This is a genomic window from Novosphingobium sp. SG707, from assembly GCF_012275515.1.
Taxonomy (GTDB): domain Bacteria; phylum Pseudomonadota; class Alphaproteobacteria; order Sphingomonadales; family Sphingomonadaceae; genus Novosphingobium.
In genome coordinates, this window is the sequence record NZ_JAAZQL010000023.1 from 1 (window position 1) to 2487 (window position 2487).

Here is a 2487-nt window from a genome sequence, read left to right on the forward strand (position 1 = left end):
AGAATGGGACCAATTCCTCCAGGACTTTGTCTCCGATCCTGCCACCATCGAAATCGTCAAGACCTATAAGCTGCGGTAGCAATCGGGCGGTTACGTTTGACTGGCAACTCCAGAAGAAGGGCTACATCCCGATGGCGGGGCAGATTGTGGATGCCTCATTGGTGCCTGCCCCAAAGCAACGGAATACCGAAGGCGAACGGGAGGCGATCAAATCAGGAATGAGCGCCAAGGAGATCTGGCCAGACAATAAGAACAAGGCGATGCAGAAAGACATCGACGCGCGCTGGACGCTCAAGATCGGCGGCAAAGTCCGATATCGCGAGGATGGAACTCCACTGCCAATGATAGCCCTGCCGGTCTTCGGCTATAAATCCCACATCAGCATAGACCGGCGCTTCGGCTTTATCCGTGGGATGGCGGTGACTTCGGCCTCAGCAGCCGATGGGCGCCTGCTCCGGGAGGTCGTGAGCGCGGACAACACCAGTTCGGAGGTCTGGGCCGACAGTGCCTATCGCTCAAAGCACAACGAGAAGTGGCTGTCGGATCGAATGCTTACGTCCCGCATCCATCGGCGCAAACCCAAGGGCAAGCCCATGCCGAAAGCAACCGCGCGTGCCAATGCCGCCAAATCCTCGATCCGTGCCCATGTCGAGCATGTGTTCGCTCATCAGAAGAACAGGTTCGGCCTGTTCATCCGCACCATCGGCCTGGCCCGCGCAGAGGCGAAACTAACCCTTTGCAACCTGGCCTACAATTTCAACCGGCTGATCTTCCACGAACACCGCGAAAGCGTGGCATGAATCTGCCCAAAATCCCGGAAAATGGCCGGAATGCTGGGATAAAATGCCCTATATCGCCCAAATGCAGCCCGCTAATGCACCAATACCCTCGACGCCATCCCGCCACAGCCTGTCGTCCGTCAAATTAGTCGGTTTTTGCGGGTCTCCAGCTGGAGACCCACAAAAACCTCAAAATTCTCGAATTTCTGGTTCCCAACAGATTGTAATTATTAGATCGGGGTTTTGCGGATCTCCAGCGTTCCTCAAAGTGCTTAAAGGGTACATTTCACCAAATTTGCCGCCGGGGGCGGCCGGTGTTGCGCCCTCGGCAAAGTGTTACCAACTCGGAACAAAGTTCATCCCTCATCGTCAATTGGCACTCGCGGGCACGACCTCTCAGATAAACTTGGCATCCGTGGAAGTGAAGTTTGCCAGGGCGACGTTCTTCAGGAGCAAAGTGTCATTGGCATCCAGGGTGATGAGCAGGTCGCTACCTTGCTGCTGCGTCGCGCCCAGGAGATGAGCCCAATCCGAGAAGATATTGCTATCGAATTGCAACACATCGTGCTGACTGCCCGTCGCGGTGAAATTATAGATCGTTTCTGGACCGAATCCGGCATGAAAGGCAAACGTATCGGCGCCCGCCCCACCGTAGAGAATATCGCCGGAACCGCCGATCAGAGTATCCCCACCGCTGCCACCGACAACGCTCAGCGAACCTGCAGAACCGTCCAACGTCTCGGACGTGCTAGACGAACCACTCAGATTCGCGACATATCCTACCGTCGAGGAAACATAATTTCCCCCAAGATTGATGCTTGTGCCATCCGCAAACTTAAGCGCGCCGAAGTCCCGCAGGTAGCCGCCCTGGCCATTCCCATTATGGAGTTCGCCAAGCAACATGATGCTGTCGCCGGTCAGGACTCCGTTACCGTCCTTAAGCGCCAGTTCGACGTTCCGCGTATTTTGATCGATCAAAACCACCAAACTGTTCGCAGTGATGCCGGTTCCGAACCGGATATCACCAACGCCACCGTTGTTAAGGTTGACCTTCGCAGCACCATCACCACTTGCGTATTCCACCAGATTGTAATTGTTGGCCCCGCCAAATCGAGCGCTGCCATTGCCGAAAGTCACAGTATCACCACCGGTACCCAGCACGAAAGTGTTGGCTCCCCAGTTCGTTCCGACAAGGGTGGTATTGGACGCATTGCCAAACCAGGTGCTGGTCAAGTTGCCGGTATTCGAGATCGTCGTGCCATCCGCAAACTTGAGGTTCTGGATGTAATTCTTGACGCCCTGATACTGATATATGGCCCCTGCAATCGTGATGGAATCACCCGTAAGGTTGCCGTTTCCATCCATCAGCTGGATCGTGAGGTCATTGGCGCTGTCGATCTGGAACAGAAGATCGGCGGCAGTGATCCCGGCTCCGAACCCGATATCACCAACGCCACCGTTGTTAAGGTTGACCTTCGCAGCACCATCACCACTTGCGTATTCCACCAGATTGTAATTGTTGGCCCCGCCAAATCGAGCGCTGCCATTGCCGAAAGTCACAGTATCACCACCGGTACCCAGCACGAAAGTGTTGGCTCCCCAGTTCGTTCCGACAAGGGTGGTATTGGACGCATTGCCAAACCAGGTGCTGGTCAAGTTGCCGGTATTCGAGATCGTCGTGCCATCCGCAAACTTGAGGTTCTGGATG

At 55.2% G+C, this 2487-nt stretch carries 1 protein-coding gene and 1 pseudogene; one reads left to right on the plus strand and one right to left on the minus strand.

Features of this window, described 5'->3' with window-relative positions:
* Positions 1–800 (plus strand): transposase (locus tag FHW92_RS25135; RefSeq protein ID WP_210428699.1); only part of this gene is annotated, 800 nt, incomplete at its 5' end.
* A gap of 375 nt (positions 801–1175) precedes the next feature.
* Here FHW92_RS25135 and FHW92_RS25140 read toward each other — a convergent pair.
* Positions 1176–2487: pseudogene (locus FHW92_RS25140) on the minus strand (hypothetical protein); the annotation flags it as partial.